This is a genomic window from Lelliottia sp., assembly GCF_045627565.1.
In the GTDB taxonomy this organism is placed as follows: Bacteria; Pseudomonadota; Gammaproteobacteria; order Enterobacterales; family Enterobacteriaceae; genus Enterobacter.
The window spans coordinates 302,436-322,756 of record NZ_JAZQNX010000005.1 but is presented as its reverse complement, the minus strand read 5'-3'; the positions used below and the strand labels follow the sequence as shown (position 1 = coordinate 322,756).

Genomic DNA, 20,321 nt, shown 5'->3' with positions numbered 1-20,321 from the left:
TTACAGCCTAAGTATAGCGTTGTCGGCTAAGCTTCTATTCAGTCAACCCGTACATACTTCAAGTTGCATGGCCGTTGGCCTTCCTTTAACTCGAATTATTTGGGGTAAATGTCTCGTTGCGGGTATTATGCAACGCAACAAAAGTGAAGGGAGAAGAAAAGATGCCATCTTTCGATATTGTTTCAGAAGTTGATATCCAGGAAGTGCGTAACGCGGTGGATAATGCAAGCCGCGAACTCGAGACGCGTTTTGATTTTCGCGGTGTTGAAGCGACTTTTGAGCTGAACGACGCAAATAAGACAATTAAGGTGCTGAGTGAATCTGATTTCCAGGTGAATCAGTTACTCGACATCTTGCGCGCGAAGCTGTTAAAGCGCGGCATTGAGGGCGCGTCTCTTGATGTACCTGAAGAGTTTGTGCACAGCGGCAAAACCTGGTTCGTTGAAGCGAAACTGAAGCAGGGTATTGAGAGCGCGATGCAGAAGAAAATCGTTAAACTCATCAAAGACAGCAAGCTGAAGGTGCAGTCGCAAATTCAGGGCGAAGAGATTCGTGTGACCGGTAAATCCCGTGACGACCTGCAGGGCGCGATGGCGCTGGTGCGTGGTGGCGATTTGGGGCAACCGTTCCAGTTTAAAAACTTCCGCGATTAAGATGAAAATGCCCGGCAAACCGGGCATTTTTTTAGGCTTTTATCGCCTGCTCCACTTCAAAGCGGTTTGTCACTTTGCTGTCGATTTTGACATACGCGCTGCGCTCTTCCTGGACAAGCAGCACTTCGCTAATACCCTCTTTTGTCTCCAGGCGCTGTTTCAGCGCGTCACTAATATCGACGCCTTCCGGGATCTCGATTCGCAAGCTGCTGACGTAACGCGGTTCTTTCATGGTGCTGGCAACCAGCAGCCAAGTCATTGCTAACAGCGCACCGGCAAGAAATACCGTCTGCGAATCAAAGAAGCCATCGACCCAACCTCCCAGCGAACCTCCAATGGCGACGCCGAGAAACTGGCTGGTGGAGTAAATTCCCATCGCCGTACCTTTGTAGCCCGCGGGGGACTCTTTACTGATAAGCGAGGGCAACAGGGCTTCCATGAGATTAAAGGCGAGGAAGAAAATCTGCACGCCGATGACCAGTTCCCAGAAGTGCGGACCGGATCCCCACAGCACGATTTCGGCAATCAGGAGCAGCGCGACACACGTCAGGAACACGCGCTTCATGCGACGTTTCACTTCGGCGTAAATAATGAAAGGCACGACGGAGACGAAAGAGATGAGCATCGTCACCAGATAAACTTTCCAGTGTTCAGCAGCGGGAAATCCTGCTGCCGCCAACTGCCCGGGCAGGGCCACGAACGTCGACATCAGCAGGATATGCAGACACATAATGCCAAAGTTGAGTTTGAGCAGACGCGGCTCAACAAGCACTTTACTAAAGCAGCCTTTCACCATGCCTGATTCACGGTTCAGAACATGATTTTTGCTGTCCGGCACTACCCAAATTGTTAGCGCAATCCCGATAGTGGCTAAAACGGCAATCATCCAGAACAGCGCGTTCAGCCCCAGTTTATGGGTAATGATAGGGCCAAGCACCATTGCGATGGCAAAGGTCACGCCAAAACTGACGCCAATAAAAGCCATCGCTTTGGTACGGTTCTGCTCACGCGTTAAATCGGAAAGCAGCGCCATGACGGCGGCGGCAATGGCTCCAGAGCCTTGCAACGCACGCCCAAGAATGATGCCCCAAATGGAGTGCGACAGCGCGGCAATGATGCTGCCGATAACAAAGATAATCAGCCCGCCCACGATCAGCGGTTTACGACCCACGCGATCGGAAAGCAGCCCGAAAGGAATCTGGAAAATAGCTTGTGCGAGACCGTAAATGCCGATCGCCAGACCAATCAACGCTTCGCTGGCCCCCTGAAGTGCCATTCCGTAAGTGGTCAGAACCGGCAGGACCATAAACATGCCAAGCATACGCAGCGAGAAAACAGTCCCTAAGCCCCAGGTCGCACGCAATTCGCCTGGCGTCATTTTATAATCGTTCATTACCACCTCAGTTCAAAAGCAGGCACTAGTGTAGTGTGGGGAAGGGGCGGGGACAACAAAGGGTTATTTAACAAATATTACCCCCGTCATACTTCAAGCAGCAGGCGCGTTGGCTGCGCGCATTTAGGGAATGCATACATAATTAATGGATTCGATGAATGAAAAAGGGTGCCGAAGCACCCTTTTTTGACCTGACCGATGTCTTACCAGACGTAAGTCAGCAAGCTATGTGAATCCGGCACCATAAAGTCTACGGACATCATCACGGATAACGAGGTGATCGCGACAATTGAGAACACAAACAGTTTGCGAGCCCAGACTTTATCGTCTTCCACTTTGTAACCGCGCAGCGCCATACCGAGCCACCACACGCTCACCGCAGCCGCCACGACCAGATATTTGTATCCAGCGTAGCCACCCAGAGAGAGCATCAGCGTCGCCACGGCGAAAGCGATGATGTACAGCGTGATGTGGTTCTTGGCGACAGAGATGCCTTTCACGACCGGCAGAACCGGGATGTTCGCCGCCTGATAATCCTTAAAACGGAAAATCGCAATGGCGTAAGAGTGCGGCATCTGCCACAGGCTAAAGATAGCCAGCAGGATGAGCGCACCACTGTCGAACTCATTCGTGACGGCGCAGTAGCCAATCACCGGCGGCGCAGCGCCGGAGAGAGAACCAATCAGCGTGCCATAGACGGAGTGACGTTTCATATAAAGGCTGTAGACGCCCACATACACCACGAAACCCATCACCCCCAGCCAGCAGGCCAGAGGATTAGCGCCAAACCACAGCAGCATAAAGCCAGCAATACCCAGCAAGGTGGCGTACACCAGCGAGACGGTAGGGGACATCAGGCCTTTGACGAGCACCCGATTTTTGGTCCTTTCCATCTTCCTGTCGATATCCATGTCGATGTAGTTGTTAAATACACAACCGGACGCAACCACCAGTGATACCCCCACCAGCGTCGATGCAAAGAGGGTGTAATCGATGCTGCCCTTGGAGGCCAGCAGGAACCCTCCGATCACGGAGATGAGGTTACCAAAGATGATGCCTGGTTTTGTGACTTGCAGGTATTGCTTAAACATACTCGCCGCTCTTAGTGAACCATCATGTTGTAGTTGAGGTTCCACATAATCCAGATGGAACCGACTACCAGGATAGCGATGATAATCACGGTAAAGACAAAGGCCGTCATGTTCCAGCCTTCATCGGATTTGGTGTTCATGTGCAGGAAGCAAACCAGATGCACCAGAATCTGAATCACGGCGGTAACCAGGACAACGCCCAGGAGTACCGGCTTAGAAGCAGAACCGTTCATCACCATCCAGAACGGAATGATCGTCAGGATGATCGACAGGATAAAACCTGTCATGTAGGTTTTGACGCTACCGTGGGAAGCGCCATGATCGTTTGAATGACTCATTACATCGCCCCCATCAGATAGACAACCGAGAACACACAGATCCACACAACGTCCAGGAAGTGCCAGAACAAGCTCAGGCACATGATACGCGTGCGGTTAGTATTGGTCAGGCCACGACGATAAACCTGGAACATCAGCACCGCCATCCAGATCAAACCAGATGTCACGTGCAGACCGTGAGTCCCTACCAATGCGAAGAACGCTGACAGGAAACCACTGCGATCCGGGCCAAAGCCTTCAGCAATCAGGTGATGGAATTCATAGATTTCCATCCCGATAAATCCAGCACCAAACAGCCAGGTCAACGCCAGCCAGGAGATAACCTGGCTCTTGTTGTTTTTGTACATGGCGATAGCCGCCATGCCGTAGGTGATGGAGCTGAACAGCAGCAGACCTGTTTCAACCAGAACGAACGGCAGTTCGAAAATGTCTTTACCGGTCGGGCCGCCAGCCGTGCCGTTCACCAGAACGGCATAGGTTGCGAACAGACAGCAGAACAGAATGCAGTCGCTCATCAGGTAGATCCAGAAACCGAAGACTTTCATCGGTCCTGTATCGTGGTGCGCGTGTTCATGCGCATGGGCAGTTGAGTGCGCCAAAGTATCAGTTGCCATTTTTCAGCCCCGCTTTAGAAATCTCGTCGAAATGCTGGTTTTCCAGTTTTTCAACTTCACGGACTGGTACGTAGTAGTCCACGTCCTCGTCAAAGCTCTTCACAATCCAGCTGATGATCACGCCAGCAAAGCCAACGATCGCCAGCCACCAGATGTGCCAGATCATGGCGAAGCCAAATACCGTTGCGAAGGCAGCAATAACAATGCCTGCACCGCTGTTTTTCGGCATGTGGATCTCTTCGTAATGCTCAGGTTGCTTGTACGCTTCGCCTTTTTCTTTCATTTCCCAGAATGCGTCACGCTCGTGAATCTGCGGCACAATGGCAAAGTTATAGAACGGAGGCGGAGAAGACGTTGCCCACTCCAGCGTACGACCACCCCACGGGTCACCGGTCAGGTCACGGTTCTGCTCGCGATCGCGAATAGAAACGTAGAACTGAATCAGCTGACACGCGATACCGCAAGCAATCAGCACCGCACCACAGGCTGCGATTACCAGCATTGGGTGGAACTGCGGATCAATCTGCTGGCTCAGGCGACGGGTCATGCCCATGAAGCCCAGCACGTACAGCGGCATAAATGCGACGAAGAAGCCGATAATCCAGAGCCAGAATGCGCGTTTGCCCCAGGTTTCGTTCAGCGTGTAGCCAAACGCTTTAGGCCACCAGTACGTTACACCTGCGAAGCAGCCGAAGACGACGCCGCCGATGATCACGTTATGGAAGTGCGCAATCAGGAACAGACTGTTGTGCAGAACGAAGTCAGCACCTGGCACCGCCAGCAGTACGCCGGTCATCCCACCTACAGAGAAGGTGACGATGAAGCCAATGGTCCACAGCATTGCTGAGTGGAACACGATACGGCCCTGATACATGGTGAACAGCCAGTTGAAGATCTTCACCCCTGTCGGGATGGCGATAATCATCGTGGTAATACCGAAGAAGGCGTTTACGTTCGCGCCGGCACCCATAGTGAAGAAGTGGTGCAGCCAAACGATGAACGACAGAACGGTAATACACACGGTTGCCCACACCAGCGAGGTGTAACCAAACAGGCGCTTACGCGAGAAGGTCGCGGCGATTTCGGAGAACACACCGAAGACCGGCAGAACCAGGATGTACACTTCAGGGTGACCCCATGCCCAAATCAGGTTGATGTACATCATCATGTTGCCGCCCATATCATTGGTGAAGAAATGGGTGCCCAGATAGCGATCCAGGGTGAGCAACGCGACGGTGACAGTCAAGATTGGGAATGACGCAATAATCAGGATGTTGGCGCACAGAGATGCCCAGGTAAATACCGGCATCTTGAACATCGTCATGCCAGGGGCACGCATCTTGATAATGGTCACAAAGAAGTTAATACCGGTCAGGGTCGTACCGATACCGGAGAGCTGAATCGCCCATATCCAGTAATCGACGCCAACGCCAGGACTGTATTCAATTCCCGAAAGCGGCGGATAAGCCAGCCAACCCGTCTGCGCGAATTCACCCACGCCCAGAGACAAGTTAACCAGGATTACACCGACAACCGTGAACCAGAAGCTCAGGTTGTTCAGGAACGGATACGCAACGTCACGTGCGCCAATCTGCAGCGGAACGACAACGTTCATCAGACCGATAACCAGCGGCATCGCCACGAAGAAGATCATAATCACGCCATGCGCGGTAAAGATCTGGTCGTAGTGGTGCGGTGGCAAGAAGCCCGCTTCACCCGCAGAGGCAAGCACCTGCTGGCTACGCATCATGATCGCATCGGCAAAGCCACGAATTAACATGACGATACCGACGATGCAGTACATGATGCCGAGTTTTTTGTGGTCAACCGAGGTCAGCCACTCATTCCACAGGTAGCTCCACTTACCAAAGTAAGTGATTAAGGCCAGTAAGGCCGCGCCGCCAATGATAATTGCAGCGATCGTAACCACGATAATAGGCTCATGGTACGGCACCGCATCCAGTGTCAATTTTCCGAACATTTTCTTCCTCGGCCCCTTAGTGAGAGGTTTCCGCGTGGCTCATGTCCATGCCTTCCATACCTTCGTGCGAGCCGTGCTCACCTTCTGGTTGGGTCACGTTCATGCTCTTGCCGTGGTCCATAAATTTGCCAATAACGTCTTTGAACAAATCTGGTTTCACGTTAGAGAAGTACTCCACCTTGTTGTATTCGCTAGGTGTTGCCACTTTATCGAATGCCGCCATGTCAGACATGGTGTTGGTAGACTGCTTCGCTTTTTCAACCCACTGGTCGAAAGCGGCACGGTCCGGCGTAGCGATAGCTTTGAACTTCATACCTGAGAAGCCCGGGCCACTATAGCTGGCGGAGATACCATCGTAGGTGCCTGCTTCATTCGCGATCAGATGCAAATTAGTCTGCATGCCGGCCATCGCGTAAATCTGGCTGCCCAGACGCGGAATAAAGAAGGAGTTCATCACGGAGTTAGACGTCACTTTGAACTGAACCGGAGTGTTCGCCGGGAAGGCGATTTCATTCACGGTAGCAATACCCTGTTCCGGATAGATGAAGAACCATTTCCAGTCCATGGAGACCACTTCAATGGTAATCGGTTTTTCATCGTGAACCAGGGGTTTGCTCGGCTCAAGCGCGTGAGTGGTTTTCCAGGTCAGCACGGCCAGGAACAGGATGATCAGAATAGGCACCGTCCAGACCACAGCTTCCACTTTATTGGAGTGTGACCAGTTAGGGCTATACTTCGCATCTTTATTGCTTGCACGGTACTTCCAGGCGAAACCTACTGCCATCAAAATGGCAGGAATGACGACAATCATCATCAGGCCAAAAGCCGTCAGAATCAGTGAACGTTGTTCCAGTCCAATCTGTCCTTTGGGGTCAAGAAGCGCAGAATCACAGCCACTGAGTAATACAGTGCCTGCAAATAACGACAACCATCCCAAACTTTTATTGTATTTCCTAAGTGTCATTTAACGACCTCAATTCCACGGGGACCTTGGTGGCGTTTAAAGTGTGGGGGCATTTTACGGGAAGGTTACATTACTGTAAACATCATTAGCCCTGTGTCAGGAAGGTGTTACCGGGTTCTGCCGCACATGTCACATGTGTTGCAAATTATGTCTAATTTTAAGACAAAAGCCGCATGAGACGGGAGTTATAACGAATGGAGTCTCAAGGATACCCTAAAAGGGGCAATTGGTATAACCATTGCTGGAAATATACAATTAATTAACAATAAAGCATCAATTGAGAGACAATTAAAATACGGGAATTTAATCTTTTGGATGCTGAATCGGTTAATGAAAAATGAGCGCTCGTTCAGCTTTCCAGTAATTTCCGGAAACTATCCCGCACAAAACAACAAATATTTTTTTTCGTCAGATGTGGTTATTTCTCCGTTATAATTTCGATCCGTGATTACAACGGGAAATAACTGTTGGGGATATTTTTTAGGTCATCTGCATTTTACGTAGCGCCATAAAATCAAGGACACCGCCGGTAACGATTCCTGACACCGCGAGCAGCGCACCGATATCCAGCAAAAGCGCTTCAAACGGCACTTCGAGCGTCGTCGTTGCACTGATGATAAGCACTATCAGCCACAGGGCGAGTAGCAGGCAACCCGCCATCAATAAACGCAGAGCAAACCGGTAGGCAGAGTGATATTCCGTGCGAGGCATAAAATGCTCAGTCTTCTGGGTATATTCCAGAGTCTGCCGACAAACTAATAAAAGAAGTATCCCTGGCACTGCGGCAATGACGGAGAACAGATAGAACGTTGGCCAGCCATGCGCTTCAACAAACCAGCCCGCAATCGGACCCACATAAACTCGGCCCACGGCAGAAAGGGCCGAGAGGAGCGCAAACTGGGTGGCAGAAAAGGACTTATTGCACAACGTCATGAGAAGCGCCACGAACGCTGCGGTCCCCATCCCGCCGCATAAGTTTTCGAAGAACACCGCGGTTGCCATACTGAACATGTGTTTGTCAGTTACGGCTAGCAGCCAATAGCCCGCGTTGGAAATGCCCTGCAAAATGCCAAAAATCAGTAGTGCGCGGAACAGCGTCAGACGCTGCATCAGCACGCCGCCGTAAAGCGCGCCGATAATCGTCGCCAGCAGCCCCAGTGATTTATTAACCACACCCACTTCGCCCGCATCAAATCCGACACCACGAATCAGGAACGTGGTGGTCAGGCTCATGGCAAAGGCGTCACCAAGCTTATAAAGGACGATCAGCAGTAAAATTAGCCAGGCGTTGTTGCGGCCAAAGAAATCTTTCAGCGGTTCTGCAACAGCTTGCTCTAACGATCGTGGAACAGGAATGACATCGCTGGGTTCAGGCGCAAATAGGGTGGCGATAATGCAGGGGATTAACAGCACGGCCATCAGCCAGTACATACCTTGCCAGCCGAGATATCGGTCGGCCAGCCACAGCGCTAATCCGCCGGAGACGAGCATTCCCAGACGATAGCCCAGGACGCTGATCGCCGCACCCGCCCCGCGTTCTTCGGCAGGTAAGACGTCCGTTTTCCAGGCGTCAAATACGATATCTTGCGAGGCTGAACAAAAGGCAATAACGACCGCCAACGCCGCCATCCAGCGCAGCTGTGTGGAAGGCTCCAGGAACCCCATCGCAGCGATGGCCAGCAGCAGCATGACCTGCGTCATGATTAACCAGCCGCGGCGGCGACCCAGAAACGGCGGGGTGTAGCGGTCCATCACTGGCGACCACAAGAACTTAAAGACGTAAGCCTGACCGACCAGAGAGAAAAAACCGATGGTTTTAAGATCGATATTCTCCACGGTCATCCACGCCTGAAGCGTGCCGGAAGTGAGGGCGAGCGGTAAACCGGAGGCAAAACCGAGAATCAGCAGAATGGCTGATTTAGGTTGCTGGAAAATGCGTAAGTAATTATTGGGCATGAGTAGACAAAACTGACCCGACGGAACGCCGGGTCAGTGTGCAGAATTAACGTGCGTTCTGCTTGATGAAATCGTGAATGCTGGTGTCCTGTGCCATATCGGCGATGGTATCGGTCAGCACGCTATTCACTGCGTTAGCAATATTCTTGTTGGTGGCCTGGAAAGCGCCTTCAACAGAGTAGCTAGCACGGTAGTTTTTGTTCATTTTGTTGCCGTTCTTCGCGGTGGCGATAATGGCGATATCGGCCTTCGTGGCGATGTTGTAGCGCACGTTGCCCTGAGAGACATCCGCATACAGGTTGTTCACGATGATTTGCAGGTCAACGGCACCGCTTGGGCCAATCATGTAACCGCGAGAGGTCATCTGCTTCTCAAGCACTTCTTGCAGCAGGAAGCGCAGGTCACGAGAGGCAGTCAGGGTGACTTGCTGGTTGTCACGAGTGACTTTCGCCAGCGCTTGATCCTGACGCTGATCGGCACCGTTAATACTTACGGTTACGCCCATCAGACTAGGGTCTTGCTGCGGCAGGGTAATTTTCGGGGATACATCAATAGTCGTCGGTGGCGTTGCACAACCAGCCAACATAAAGAGTGCTACCAACGGAAAGAAGAGTTTTTTTAACATTTCAGGTTCTCAACGGATCGTAAGCATAGTAAAGAGGAAATTGCCGCCATCATAACATCGCAATCGGCAAGGGGAAGTGGTCAACGCATGTAAATTCATCGCCTTGTCCGAAATATGACCACCCTATGTCCTTTCTTATGCTCATTCGAGACAAAACGTATGAGCAACACAGTTAACTTCATCCGTTTGACTGAGAAAATCAGACGAAAGCTAAATATTTGTTGCCTTGATGTAATGGAAGCGGTAAAAGCGGCTAACATTTAAAGGGATGGGTGACATATCAGCGTTGTCGGAGGAGTAATTTCATGATGATACGTGAACAGATCGAAGAAAAACTAAGGACAGCGTTTAATCCCGTGTTTCTCGAAGTCGTCGACGAGAGCTACCGTCATAACGTACCGGCTGGTTCTGAGAGTCATTTCAAAGTGGTGCTTGTGAGCGATCGCTTCGCTGGCGAACGTTTTCTCAATCGTCACCGTATGATTTACGGGACATTGACGGAAGAGCTTTCTACTACCGTGCACGCGCTGGCACTGCATACCTACACTATTAAGGAGTGGGAAGGGTTGCAGGATACCATATTCGCCTCTCCGCCTTGTCGAGGCGCGGGAAGCATCGCTTAATAAATCCTGGTTGCAACGGCGGGAGTTTTTCCAGTATGTTGCATGCAGAATGATATCAAGACGGCCTGCGGGCCGTTTTGTTTTGTCTGCGTTTTGAGCGTGTGGGGCGGATTTTAGGCCAAAAATAGCCTTAAATTGTGAAAAAAGCCGCAGGAAGATACCCCAACCGTTCTCGACTCACCTATGTGATGCCGCTATAATGCCGCGTCTTAATGAATGTCTTCGGGATGATTCTGGCGACAGGGAATGTGAATCTGCTAATAGTGAGCATCCCGGGATTGCGAGACAAATTCAGAGTTGACCGAGCACCGTGATTTTTTTGAGGTAACAAGATGCAAGTTTCAGTTGAAACCACTCAAGGCCTTGGCCGCCGTGTAACGATTACTATCGCTGCTGACAGCATCGAAACTGCTGTGAAAAGCGAGCTGGTCAACGTAGCAAAAAAGGTACGTATTGACGGCTTCCGTAAAGGTAAAGTACCGATGAACGTTGTTGCTCAGCGTTATGGCGCGTCTGTACGCCAGGACGTGCTGGGCGAGCTGATGAGCCGCAACTTCATTGATGCCATCATCAAAGAAAAAATCAATCCAGCTGGCGCACCTAACTACGTTCCAGGCGAATACAAGCAGGGCGAAGACTTCACCTACTCCGTAGAGTTCGAAGTGTACCCAGAAGTTGAGCTGAAAGGTCTTGAAACGATCGAAGTTGAAAAACCGGTTGTTGAAGTAACCGATGCTGATGTTGATGGCATGCTGGACACCCTGCGCAAGCAGCAGGCGAACTGGAAAGACAAAGACGGCGCCGTTGACGCTGAAGACCGTGTCACCATCGATTTCTCCGGTTCTGTAGACGGTGAAGAGTTCGAAGGCGGCAAAGCGTCTGACTTCGTACTGGCGATGGGTCAGGGTCGTATGATCCCAGGCTTCGAAGAAGGAATCAAAGGCCACAAAGCGGGCGAAGAGTTCACTATCGACGTGACTTTCCCTGAAGAATACCACGCTGAAAATCTGAAAGGTAAAGCAGCGAAGTTCGTTATCAACCTGAAGAAAGTTGAAGAGCGCGAACTGCCAGAACTGACTGAAGAGTTCATCAAACGTTTCGGCGTTGAAGATGGTTCCGTTGCTGGTCTGCGTGCTGAAGTGCGTAAAAACATGGAACGCGAACTGAACGGTGCTGTGCGCAACCGCGTGAAATCTCAGGCTATCGACGGCCTGGTTAAAGCGAACGAAATCGACGTCCCTGCTGCACTGATCGACAGCGAAATCGACGTTCTGCGTCGTCAGGCTGCTCAGCGTTTCGGTGGCAACCAGCAGCAAGCGCTGGAACTTCCACGCGAACTGTTTGAAGAGCAGGCTAAACGCCGCGTTGTTGTTGGTCTGCTGTTGGGCGAAGTGATTCGTACCCACGAGCTGAAAGCTGACGATGAGCGCGTGAAAGGTCTGATCGACGAAATGGCTTCTGCTTACGAAGATCCAAGCGAAGTTGTTCAGTTCTACGGCAGCAATAAAGAACTGATGGACAACATGCGCAACGTAGCGCTGGAAGAACAAGCTGTTGAAGCGGTTCTGGCGAAAGCTAAAGTTTCTGAAAAAGCGACTTCTTTCAACGAACTGATGAACCAGCAGGCGTAATTCTGCCCAAGCGGTTTAAAGTTTGAACAAAAACCCGTTGCCTTCCGGTGACGGGTTTTTTTATCGCTGTAATAGACCAGGAAGAGTGCTAAAACGCCCTTTCAGTGTTAGCGTAACAGCAAAATATTGTTATGCTTGAAATATGGCGCTGCCGTCCCCATAAGTGTGTAATCACGATGAATGAGACTGGCTGATAATCCGTCCATAAGGTTACAATCAGCACAGCAGGTATTTTCCAATTTTTATCCAGGAGACGGAAATGTCATACAATGGCGAACGAGATAACATTGCACCCCATATGGCTTTGGTGCCAATGGTTATCGAACAGACATCTCGCGGTGAACGTTCTTTTGATATCTATTCCCGTCTGCTCAAGGAGCGCGTCATCTTTCTGACTGGTCAGGTTGAAGACCACATGGCAAACCTGATCGTGGCGCAGATGCTGTTCCTGGAAGCGGAAAACCCGGAAAAAGACATTTACCTGTATATTAACTCTCCGGGCGGCGTCATTACTGCTGGGATGTCAATTTATGACACCATGCAGTTTATCAAGCCTGATGTCAGCACCATTTGTATGGGGCAGGCGGCATCCATGGGGGCGTTCTTGCTTACTGCAGGCGCAAAAGGTAAGCGTTTCTGTTTGCCTAATTCCCGCGTGATGATTCACCAACCGCTGGGCGGATACCAGGGGCAGGCAACCGATATTGAAATTCATGCGCGTGAAATCCTGAAGGTAAAAGGGCGCATGAATGAACTTATGGCGCACCACACGGGTCAATCACTTGAGCAGATCGAGCGTGATACCGAGCGCGATCGCTTCCTCTCCGCATCAGAGGCAGTTGAGTACGGCTTAGTCGACTCCATTTTGACCCATCGTAATTGATGCCCACGGCGCGAGTGTGCCGCTATACTAAGGTAGGGCGGCACTTTGCTGAATAGCGACTTGCGTCCGAGAATGGCATTTGCGTCGTCATGTGCGGCACAAAGAACTTAAAAAGAGGTTTGGACTCATGACAGATAAACGCAAAGATGGTTCGGGCAAACTGCTGTATTGCTCTTTTTGCGGCAAAAGCCAGCATGAAGTGCGTAAATTGATTGCCGGACCGTCCGTGTATATCTGCGACGAATGTGTCGATTTATGTAACGACATCATCCGCGAAGAGATTAAAGAAGTAGCCCCGCACCGTGAGCGCAGCGCATTGCCGACTCCGCACGAGATTCGTCATCATCTTGATGATTACGTTATCGGTCAGGAACCGGCTAAGAAAGTGCTGGCTGTTGCGGTGTACAACCATTACAAACGTCTGCGCAATGGCGATACCAGCAATGGCGTTGAGCTGGGCAAAAGTAACATTTTGCTGATTGGCCCAACTGGTTCTGGTAAGACGCTGCTGGCTGAAACGCTGGCACGCCTGCTCGACGTCCCCTTTACCATGGCTGATGCTACCACGCTGACCGAAGCCGGTTACGTGGGTGAAGACGTCGAAAACATCATCCAGAAACTGCTCCAGAAGTGCGATTACGACGTGCAGAAAGCCCAGCGCGGTATCGTGTATATCGATGAGATCGACAAGATCTCCCGTAAATCCGATAACCCGTCAATCACCCGTGACGTTTCAGGTGAAGGCGTGCAGCAGGCCCTGCTGAAACTGATCGAAGGCACCGTTGCAGCGGTTCCGCCACAAGGTGGTCGTAAGCATCCGCAGCAGGAATTCTTGCAGGTGGATACCTCTAAGATCCTCTTCATTTGTGGCGGTGCGTTTGCCGGCCTGGATAAAGTCATTTCCCATCGTGTAGAAACCGGCTCCGGCATTGGTTTTGGCGCGACGGTGAAAGCGAAGTCTGAGAAAGCAAACGAAGGTGAGCTGCTGTCTCAGGTTGAGCCAGAAGATTTGATCAAATTCGGTCTGATTCCTGAGTTCATTGGTCGTCTACCTGTTGTGGCAACGCTGAACGAACTGAGTGAAGATGCGCTGATTCAAATCCTGAAAGAGCCGAAAAACGCCCTGACCAAGCAGTATCAGGCGCTGTTTAACCTCGAAGGTGTTGATCTGGAATTCCGCGACGAAGCCCTGATTGCCATTGCGAAGAAAGCGATGATCCGCAAAACCGGTGCGCGTGGTTTGCGCTCTATTGTTGAAGCGGCGCTGCTGGACACCATGTACGACTTACCGTCTATGGAAGATGTCGAGAAAGTGGTTATCGATGAGGCCGTTATCAGTGGGCAAACCAAGCCGCTACTGATTTATGGCAAACCAGAAGCGCAACAGGCATCTGGCGAATAATTCACCAAATCATACAAGCAGTTAATCAAAAAGGGGGGATTTTATCTCCCCTTTTATTTTTCCGTATTCATAGCGTTGAATGTGTGGGAAACATCCCCATATACTGGTTACATGTTAATGGTTGTGTAAAGCACAGTTGCAGAACCAGTTTCCCTGGCGGACACTAAACTAAGAGAGAGCTCTATGAATCCTGAGCGTTCTGAACGCATTGAAATCCCCGTATTGCCGTTGCGCGATGTGGTGGTTTATCCGCACATGGTCATACCCTTATTTGTAGGGCGGGAAAAATCCATCCGTTGCCTTGAAGCTGCCATGGATCATGATAAAAAAATCATGCTGGTTGCGCAGAAAGAAGCATCAACGGATGAGCCGGGTGTTAACGATCTTTTCACCGTCGGGACCGTGGCCTCTATTTTACAAATGCTTAAGCTGCCTGACGGCACCGTTAAGGTGCTGGTAGAAGGCCTGCAGCGTGCGCGTATCACCACACTTTCTGACGATGGCGAACACTTTTCTGCTAAAGCGGAGTACCTCGAGTCGCCGCAGCTTGACGAGCGTGAGCAGGAAGTATTGGTGCGCACCGCGATTAGCCAGTTCGAAGGCTATATCAAGCTGAACAAGAAAATCCCACCAGAAGTGCTGACGTCGCTGAATAGCATCGACGATCCTGCGCGTCTGGCGGATACCATCGCAGCACATATGCCCCTAAAACTGGCAGACAAACAGTCAGTGCTTGAGATGTCCGACGTGAATGAACGTCTGGAATATCTGATGGCGATGATGGAATCCGAAATCGATCTGCTTCAGGTCGAGAAGCGCATTCGTAACCGCGTTAAAAAGCAAATGGAGAAATCCCAGCGCGAGTACTACCTGAACGAGCAAATGAAAGCCATTCAGAAAGAACTCGGTGAAATGGATGATGCTCCTGATGAAAACGAAGCGCTGAAGCGCCGGATTGACGCGGCCAAAATGCCGAAAGAGGCAAAAGAGAAAGCTGAAGCAGAACTGCAGAAGCTTAAAATGATGTCTCCGATGTCAGCTGAAGCGACCGTTGTGCGCGGCTATATCGAATGGATGGTTCAGGTTCCGTGGAATGCGCGTAGCAAGGTTAAAAAAGACCTACGCCAGGCGCAGGAAATCCTTGATACCGACCATTACGGGCTGGAGCGCGTCAAAGACCGTATTCTTGAGTATCTCGCGGTTCAAAGCCGTGTGAACAAGCTTAAAGGCCCGATTCTGTGCCTGGTCGGACCGCCGGGGGTGGGTAAAACCTCTCTGGGGCAGTCGATCGCTAAAGCGACCGGCCGCAAATACATCCGTATGGCGCTGGGTGGCGTGCGTGACGAAGCTGAAATCCGAGGTCACCGTCGTACTTACATCGGCTCTATGCCGGGTAAATTGATTCAAAAAATGGCAAAAGTGGGGGTTAAAAACCCGCTGTTCCTGCTGGATGAAATCGACAAAATGTCTTCAGACATGCGTGGCGATCCGGCGTCAGCTCTGCTGGAAGTGTTAGATCCAGAACAGAACGTGGCATTTAGCGACCATTACCTGGAAGTTGACTACGATCTGAGTGATGTCATGTTCGTGGCAACGTCCAACTCCATGAACATTCCAGCACCGCTGCTGGATCGTATGGAAGTGATCCGTCTTTCCGGTTACACCGAAGACGAAAAGCTGAATATAGCCAAACGCCATCTGTTGTCTAAGCAGATTGAGCGTAACGCTCTGAAAGAAAGCGAAATTACCGTCGACGACAGCGCGATTGTCAGCATCATTCGTTACTACACGCGTGAAGCGGGTGTGCGTAGCCTGGAACGTGAAATCTCTAAACTGTGTCGTAAGGCGGTTAAACAGCTGTTGCTGGATAAATCCCTGAAACATATCGAGATTAACGGCGACAATCTGCACGAGTATCTGGGCGTACAGCGCTTCGATTACGGCCGTGCGGACAATGAAAACCGCGTGGGCCAGGTTACTGGTCTGGCATGGACGGAAGTGGGCGGCGATTTGCTGACCATTGAAACCGCCTGTGTTCCAGGCAAAGGAAAACTGACCTATACCGGTTCTCTCGGCGAAGTCATGCAGGAATCCATTCAGGCAGCGCTGACCGTGGTGCGTGCGCGAGCGGAAAAACTGGGTATTAATCCAGACTTTTACGAGAAGCGCGACATTCACGTTCACGTTCCGGAAGGGGCAACGCCAAAAGACGGTCCAAGCGCCGGTATTGCCATGTGTACAGCGCTGGTTTCTTGCCTGACGGGCAACCCTGTTCGCGCCGATGTGGCGATGACAGGTGAAATCACGCTGCGTGGTTTGGTGCTGCCGATTGGTGGTCTAAAAGAAAAACTGCTGGCTGCGCATCGCGGTGGTATCAAAACCGTATTGATTCCGCACGAGAACAAACGTGATCTGGAAGAGATTCCTGACAATGTTATTGCCGATCTGGATATTCATCCGGTGAAGCGTATTGAAGAGGTTTTGACCCTCGCATTGCAGAATGAACCTTCAGGAATGCAGGTTGTGACCGCAAAATAGTGACATCGCGCAAAGAGCGTCAATAAAAACAGGGCTGGTAGGTGAATTCGCACTTGCCAGCCTTTTTTTGTATAGCTAATTTAGATTGCTGATTGGGCTAGCCATCAACAACGGGTGTTGTAAGGTCATGGCAGGCCTGATATAACTGCTGCGCGGTCGCGTCGTGAAGGATTCAGACGCGATATAAATTATAAAGAGAGGAAGAGAACAGTGAATAAATCTCAACTGATTGACAAAATTGCTGCGGGTGCTGATATCTCTAAAGCTGCGGCTGGACGTGCATTAGATGCATTAATTGCCTCTGTAACCGAAACTCTGCAGTCTGGGGATGACGTTGCGCTGGTAGGTTTTGGTACTTTTGCTGTTAAAGAGCGTGCTGCCCGTACTGGCCGCAACCCTCAGACCGGTAAAGAGATCACCATCGCTGCCGCCAAAGTACCGGGTTTCCGTGCAGGTAAAGCACTGAAAGACGCAGTAAACTGATCGAATTCTCGTTCAAGGGAAGTTGAAAAGTACAAGGGCGCATCATTTGATGTGCCTTTTTTGTTTGTCCAGTACGACTTTATATGAGTTTATGCGAGTTGTGGGCTGACAATTGCCCCGGTTTCTTGTCACAATACGACTTTATGCGCTGCGGTCAGGATTTCCGCCAGCGTCAGGTCACCAGTCACCTACAGCGGAGTGTGGTCACACCATGATGGACAGCTTACGCACGGCTGCTAACAGTCTCGTGCTCAAGATTATTTTCGGTATCATTATCCTGTCATTCATTTTGACCGGCGTGAGTGGATACCTGATTGGCGGTAGCAGCAACTACGCCGCTGAAGTGAATGGCCAGGAAATTAGCCGCGGGCAGTTTGAAAATGCCTTTGCCGGTGAACGTAATCGCATGCAGCAGCAGCTCGGCGACCAGTTCTCTGAGCTTGCAGCGAACGAAGGCTACATGAAAACCTTACGCCAGCAGACGGTAAATCGCCTTATCGACGAAGCGTTGCTGGATCAATACGCTAAACATTTGGGTCTGGGCATCAGCGATGACCAGGTCAAAAAAGCCATTTTCTCAACGCAGGCTTTCCAGACAAACGGCAAATTCGACAACACCCGCTATAACGCTATCGTCAACCAGATGGGGATGACGGCGGATCAGTATGCGCAGGCTCTGCGTAATCAGCTGACTTCTCAGCAACTGATCAACGCAGTAGTGGGTACCGATTTCATGCTCAAAGGCGAAACCGACGAGCTGGCGGCCTTGGTGTCACAGCAGCGCGTAGTGCGTGCAGCCACGATCGACGTGAATGCCCTGGCGGCAAAACAGCAGGCCAGCGACGAAGAAGTTAAAGCTTATTATGAGCAGAATAAAAACAACTTCACCGCACCTGAGCAGTTCCGCGTGAGCTATATCAAGCTGGACGCGGCGACCATGCCGGAAACCGCTTCCGACAGCGATATTCAGTCCTACTACGACCAGCATCAGGATCAGTTCACTCAGGCGCAGCGTAACCGTTACAGCGTGATTCAGACGAAAACGGAAGCCGACGCAAAGGCGGTCGTTGACGAACTCTCTAAAGGCGCAGATTTTGCGACCGTGGCGAAAGCAAAATCCACTGACATCATCTCTGCAAAAAATGGCGGCGATATGGGTTGGCTGGAAGATGCCACCACGCCAGAAGAGCTGAAAAACGCGGGCCTGAAAGAAAAAGGCCAACTGTCCGGTGTCATTAAATCCTCCGTTGGTTTCCTGGTTGTGCGTCTGGATGATATCCAGCCTGCCAAAACCAAACCGCTGGCTGAGGTTCGTGATGATATCGCGGCGAAAGTGAAGCAGGAAAAAGCGCTGGACGCCTACTATGCGCTGCAGCAGAAAGTGAGCGACGCTGCGAGCAATGACAACGAGTCTCTGGCGGGTGCTGAGCAAGCCGCAGGTGTTAAAGCCGTTGTGACCGGTTGGTTTGGGCACGATAACTTGCCGGAAGAACTGAACTTCAAACCGGTTTCTGATGCCATCTTCAACGGTGGTCTGTTAGGTGACAACGGTACGCCGGGCAACAACTCTGACATCATCACGGTCGACGGCGATCGCGCCTTTGTGCTTCGTGTTACTGAACATAAAGCAGAAGCCATTAAACCGCTGGAAGACGTCAAAGATCAGATTGCTACTCTGGTGAAACACACCAAAGCGGAACAGCAGGCGAAGCTTGATGCTGAAAAACTGCTGGCTGAACTGAAAGCAGGCAAGGGTGACGCAGCGCTGAAAGCGGCGGGTCTGAGCTTCGGTGAAGCGAAAACCTTGAGCCGTACCGGTCAGGATCCGATTAGCCAGGCGGCGTTTAGTCTGAGCCTGCCAGCGAAAGATAAGCCAAGCTATGGCACCGCATCCGACATGCAGGGCAACATCGTTGTGCTGGCGCTGGATGAAGTGAAAGCAGGCACAATGCCGGATGAACAGAAAAAGGCGATGGTTCAGGGTATCACTCAGAACAACGCTCAGATCGCTTTCGAAGCATTGATGAGTAACCTGCGTAAAGAAGCGAAAATCAAGCTGGGCGATATCATCACTCAGCAGCAGTAATTACGTCGCTGCTCGCAGATTTTCGTAACGCACTGCAAAATTCAAAGGCCGCTTTCGCGGCCTTTTCCATTTCTGTAATCTGCCGTTTGTTCTTGTTTTGCTTGGGCGCTATCGTCACCTGGCTGTCAACAAACAAGGAGAAAACAGCATGAAACGCGGAATCAAAGCACTTTTTATTACTCTTGCAATCGCTACGGCGGGAATGAGCTTTAGCGCTATGGCGGCGACACCCGTGGCGAAAACGCATGCCACTTCATCTGCGGCGGATTCAGCCACGCCGTCGGCATCGGCATCTGAACAAACCAAGGCGAAGGCAAGCGCCAAAGCCACGGACGAAGAGGGCACGCAGGTCAGCATCAACTCTGCATCAGCAGAAGATCTGGCCCATGCCATGAACGGTGTGGGTCTGAAAAAAGCGCAGGCGATTATTGCCTATCGCGATGAGTACGGCCCCTTTAAAACCATCGACGATCTCAAGCAAGTCCCCGGCATTGGCAACTCACTGGTTGAGCGTAACCTCACACACTTAACGCTGTAATCATGTAATAGCTTGCAGAGCAGCAAAAATTTGCCAGGATAAAGAGGTCATACCAGTTGTGACCTCTCATCCTATAACAACAGTAAAGGCTATTGCGCTATGCAGACCCAAATTAAAGTTCGCGGTTATCATCTTGATGTTTACCAGCATGTGAATAATGCACGTTATCTGGAGTTTCTGGAGGAAGCGCGTTGGGACGGGCTGGAAAACAGCGAAAGCTTCCAGTGGCTCACGGCGCACAACATTGCTTTTGTGGTCGCGAACATCAATATCAACTATCGCCGCCCGGCAGTACTGGGCGACAGGCTGACAGTCACCAGCCAGGTGCAGCAGCTAAACGGCAAAAGTGGGGTGCTGAGTCAGATAGTGACACTGGATCCCGAAGGGCAGGTGGTGGCGGATGCGCTGATCACTTTCGTCTGTATCGATCTCAAAACGCAGAAAGCGCTGCCGCTGGAAGGAGAGTTGCGCGAAAAGCTCGAGTTGATGATCGTATAACGCCCATGGAAGGCGCGGGGCTGG

General features: G+C 51.1%; 18 protein-coding genes. 10 read left to right on the top strand and 8 right to left on the bottom strand.

Annotated elements, in window-relative coordinates; genetic code table 11:
- Positions 1–161 precede the first annotated feature (161 nt).
- Positions 162–653, top strand: coding sequence for a YajQ family cyclic di-GMP-binding protein (locus ACKI5T_RS04005; protein ID WP_012016298.1), 492 nt, complete (start codon positions 162–164; stop codon positions 651–653).
- Between the two features lie 31 nt (positions 654–684).
- Here ACKI5T_RS04005 and ACKI5T_RS04000 read toward each other — a convergent pair whose 3' ends face one another.
- The 8 genes from ACKI5T_RS04000 to ACKI5T_RS03965 form a co-directional block, all read right to left on the bottom strand.
- Complete coding sequence (locus ACKI5T_RS04000; protein WP_407435703.1) at positions 685–2,046, bottom strand: MFS transporter; 1,362 nt, start codon at positions 2,044–2,046, stop codon at positions 685–687.
- 203 nt (positions 2,047–2,249) lie between these two features.
- Positions 2,250–3,137: a heme o synthase gene (gene cyoE, locus ACKI5T_RS03995; protein WP_059177890.1), complete on the bottom strand. Its 888-nt coding sequence runs from the start codon at positions 3,135–3,137 to the stop codon at positions 2,250–2,252.
- 11 nt (positions 3,138–3,148) lie between these two features.
- Positions 3,149–3,475: a cytochrome o ubiquinol oxidase subunit IV gene (locus ACKI5T_RS03990; RefSeq protein WP_407435701.1), complete on the bottom strand. Its 327-nt coding sequence runs from the start codon at positions 3,473–3,475 to the stop codon at positions 3,149–3,151.
- Positions 3,475–4,089: a cytochrome o ubiquinol oxidase subunit III gene (locus ACKI5T_RS03985; RefSeq protein WP_012016302.1), complete on the bottom strand. Its 615-nt coding sequence runs from the start codon at positions 4,087–4,089 to the stop codon at positions 3,475–3,477. The genes ACKI5T_RS03990 and ACKI5T_RS03985 overlap by 1 nt, the downstream gene beginning before the upstream one ends.
- Positions 4,079–6,070 carry a cytochrome o ubiquinol oxidase subunit I gene (gene cyoB / locus ACKI5T_RS03980; RefSeq protein WP_407435698.1) on the bottom strand — a complete coding sequence of 664 codons (1,992 nt, stop codon included), beginning with the start codon at positions 6,068–6,070 and terminating at the stop codon, positions 4,079–4,081. The genes ACKI5T_RS03985 and cyoB overlap by 11 nt, the downstream gene beginning before the upstream one ends.
- Before the next feature lie 16 nt (positions 6,071–6,086).
- Positions 6,087–7,034, bottom strand: coding sequence for a cytochrome o ubiquinol oxidase subunit II (gene cyoA / locus ACKI5T_RS03975; RefSeq protein ID WP_407435696.1), 948 nt, complete (start codon positions 7,032–7,034; stop codon positions 6,087–6,089).
- 480 nt (positions 7,035–7,514) lie between these two features.
- The gene (gene ampG, locus ACKI5T_RS03970; protein WP_407435694.1) at positions 7,515–8,990 is read right to left on the bottom strand and encodes a muropeptide MFS transporter AmpG; all 1,476 of its coding nucleotides are present in this window, start codon (positions 8,988–8,990) and stop codon (positions 7,515–7,517) included.
- A gap of 46 nt (positions 8,991–9,036) precedes the next feature.
- The gene (locus tag ACKI5T_RS03965) at positions 9,037–9,615 is read right to left on the bottom strand and encodes a lipoprotein (RefSeq protein ID WP_407435692.1); all 579 of its coding nucleotides are present in this window, start codon (positions 9,613–9,615) and stop codon (positions 9,037–9,039) included.
- 305 nt (positions 9,616–9,920) lie between these two features.
- On the opposite strand from ACKI5T_RS03965, the gene bolA reads away from it, so the two are divergent.
- The 9 genes from bolA to ACKI5T_RS03920 all read left to right on the top strand — a co-directional run bounded on the left by bolA (position 9,921) and on the right by ACKI5T_RS03920 (position 20,297).
- Positions 9,921–10,238, top strand: coding sequence for a transcriptional regulator BolA (gene bolA, locus ACKI5T_RS03960; protein WP_012016307.1), 318 nt, complete (start codon positions 9,921–9,923; stop codon positions 10,236–10,238).
- 332 nt (positions 10,239–10,570) lie between these two features.
- Positions 10,571–11,869 carry a trigger factor gene (tig, locus tag ACKI5T_RS03955; RefSeq protein WP_407435689.1) on the top strand — a complete coding sequence of 433 codons (1,299 nt, stop codon included), beginning with the start codon at positions 10,571–10,573 and terminating at the stop codon, positions 11,867–11,869.
- Positions 11,870–12,128: 259 nt separating this feature from the next.
- Positions 12,129–12,752, top strand: a complete 624-nt coding sequence (clpP, locus tag ACKI5T_RS03950; RefSeq protein WP_012016309.1) for an ATP-dependent Clp endopeptidase proteolytic subunit ClpP — start codon at positions 12,129–12,131, stop codon at positions 12,750–12,752.
- A 127-nt stretch (positions 12,753–12,879) separates the two neighbouring features.
- The gene (clpX, locus tag ACKI5T_RS03945) at positions 12,880–14,154 is read left to right on the top strand and encodes an ATP-dependent protease ATP-binding subunit ClpX (protein WP_012016310.1); all 1,275 of its coding nucleotides are present in this window, start codon (positions 12,880–12,882) and stop codon (positions 14,152–14,154) included.
- A 183-nt stretch (positions 14,155–14,337) separates the two neighbouring features.
- Complete coding sequence (gene lon / locus ACKI5T_RS03940; RefSeq protein ID WP_012016311.1) at positions 14,338–16,692, top strand: endopeptidase La; 2,355 nt, start codon at positions 14,338–14,340, stop codon at positions 16,690–16,692.
- Between the two features lie 210 nt (positions 16,693–16,902).
- Positions 16,903–17,175, top strand: a complete 273-nt coding sequence (hupB, locus tag ACKI5T_RS03935) for a nucleoid-associated protein HU-beta (protein ID WP_012016312.1) — start codon at positions 16,903–16,905, stop codon at positions 17,173–17,175.
- 211 nt (positions 17,176–17,386) lie between these two features.
- Positions 17,387–19,261: a peptidylprolyl isomerase gene (gene ppiD / locus ACKI5T_RS03930; RefSeq protein ID WP_407435686.1), complete on the top strand. Its 1,875-nt coding sequence runs from the start codon at positions 17,387–17,389 to the stop codon at positions 19,259–19,261.
- A 148-nt stretch (positions 19,262–19,409) separates the two neighbouring features.
- Positions 19,410–19,799, top strand: coding sequence for a helix-hairpin-helix domain-containing protein (locus tag ACKI5T_RS03925; RefSeq protein WP_012016314.1), 390 nt, complete (start codon positions 19,410–19,412; stop codon positions 19,797–19,799).
- A 99-nt stretch (positions 19,800–19,898) separates the two neighbouring features.
- On the top strand, positions 19,899–20,297 hold the full coding sequence (locus tag ACKI5T_RS03920; protein ID WP_012016315.1) for a YbgC/FadM family acyl-CoA thioesterase: 399 nt from the start codon (positions 19,899–19,901) through the stop codon (positions 20,295–20,297).
- The last annotated feature ends 24 nt before the right edge of the window (positions 20,298–20,321 follow it).